Raw genomic sequence first — 414 nt, 5'->3', positions numbered from 1 at the left:
AGCCTACAACGTCTCGGCCGAGGACGTCATGAAGGCGGTCGCCGAGCAGAGCATGATCGGCTCTCCTGGCCGGCTGGGACAGGCGACCGGCAAGACGTCACAGACTGTTGAGTACGTTCTGACGTGGGTGGGCCGGTACAACAAGCCTGAGCAATACGCGGACATCATCCTCAAGGCGAATCCCGACGGCGAGATCCTGCGCATCAAGGACGTCGCCAAGGTTGAGCTGGGGTCTTCATTCTACGACCTATACTCGGACCTGGACGGCAAGCCTTCGGCGGCGATCGTGCTCAAGCAGCTCCCCGGCACCAACGCCGCGACCATCATCGAGGAGGTCAAGGAGAAGCTCAAGGAGTTCAAGGAGCGGACCTTCCCGCCGGGCATTGATTACGAGGTCAGCTACGACGTCTCCAA

The 414-nt window shown here is 60.9% G+C and carries 1 protein-coding gene; it reads left to right on the top strand.

Annotation, left to right across the window (positions count from 1 at the left end):
* Nucleotides 1-414, top strand: a 414-nt coding sequence (locus tag G5C50_RS32165) for an efflux RND transporter permease subunit (RefSeq protein WP_165076189.1), incomplete at both ends; no start/stop codon positions are given.

It is taken from the genome of Paludisphaera rhizosphaerae, from assembly GCF_011065895.1.
Lineage (GTDB): Bacteria > Planctomycetota > Planctomycetia > Isosphaerales > Isosphaeraceae > Paludisphaera > Paludisphaera rhizosphaerae.
The sequence above is the reverse complement of the archived record's forward strand: the minus strand, read 5'-3'. Positions and strand labels throughout refer to the sequence as shown.